This window comes from Arthrobacter sp. HMWF013 (assembly GCF_003061105.1).
Taxonomy (GTDB): domain Bacteria; phylum Actinomycetota; class Actinomycetes; order Actinomycetales; family Micrococcaceae; genus Arthrobacter.
The window spans coordinates 1-1,204 of sequence record NZ_QAIQ01000185.1; the positions used below are offsets into that span (position 1 = coordinate 1).

Genomic DNA, 1,204 nt, shown 5'->3' on the forward strand with positions numbered 1-1,204 from the left:
TCAATGCACCGGCGGCTTCAGCTGGCCCACCAACGCATCCGGCAGCTCACGGACGAGAACCGCCGTCTGCAGGAGCGGCTGGCCCGGGCGCACGGGGCGCTGCGCGATGCCCTACGTTGACGCCCGGGTCTAGTTTCTGATGGCTGTGGCGGGGTTTTGGCGGCTGGCCACCCACGCAGGGTAAAGGGAGCTGAGGAGTCCGGCGCAGATCGCTGCGCCGAGGCCGATGAGGGGCAGGCTGCTGGCAAGGACGGGGGTCCATCCTTGTGCGGCGGCGCCCAACAATGTCCCGGCTATGCCGAGGGCGACGCCGATGGCGCCGCCCATCGAGGAGATGAGGATTCCTTCGATGATGAAGAGGCGTCCGATGAATCCCCGACTGGCTCCGATGGCACGAAGGAGCGCGATTTCCGATGTCCGGGATTGGACGGTCAGGTACATAACTGTGGCTGCGCTGGCGGCGGTCAGGGCGAGGAGTACCGATGAAAGGATTCCGACGAATATGCCAAGGTCATTGGACACCCCGTATCGGAGGGTGTCCAGATCAGCGACGGTTCGAGTCTTGATGCTTCCCGGGCTTGCGGGGTTGAGGGTGATAGGCAAAGCCCGCGCGACAGCCGCGGGGAACCCCATCTCCGTTCGTATGATGAGGGAGAGCTGAACGTCCGCGTTACTGGCGATGACACCAGGGCTGACGACGACGGAATTTTCGAGCTGTTGAAACCGGTCGTTGACCTCAAATGAGCCGACCACCGGTACGCGGCCCCCGTCTATCCATATGGCATATCCGGGGCTGAGGGTCATTCCGCCCTGGACAGGGAGGCCAAGTGCCGTGGCAGCATTCTTCGAGACCAGCGCGACCGGCCCCATGGATGGATTTTCCAGCAGCTGGGAGCTGGCGGCGGGTGTTACCTGGGTGGTTGCCAGGTTCATGAGGGATGCGGAGGCGCTGGCAAGCCCGATGGCTTGACGTGGTTCCTGGCCCGTTGGGTGTAACCGGGAAATCCAGGTGCCAGCGGGGTCGACCGTGGCGAGGAATCCTGCGCCGGCCACATGGGGCAGGCTGTTGATCTTTTGCAGGTCCAGGCTCAGTTGCTCGCCGGCCGTGTTGAGGAGAGTTGCGGGGTTGTCGAGGTCGACCCGGACTTCATCGAGGGCCGCAGCGGTCAGGCGATTGCTGATTTGGGCTGATGCGGTTTCGCTC

General features: G+C 64.0%; 1 protein-coding gene. It reads right to left on the reverse strand.

Annotated elements, in window-relative coordinates; genetic code table 11:
- Positions 1-129: 129 nt before the first annotated feature.
- On the reverse strand, positions 130-1,204 hold a 1,075-nt coding region (locus DBR22_RS08160), incomplete at its 5' end, for an ABC transporter permease (RefSeq protein ID WP_219928089.1).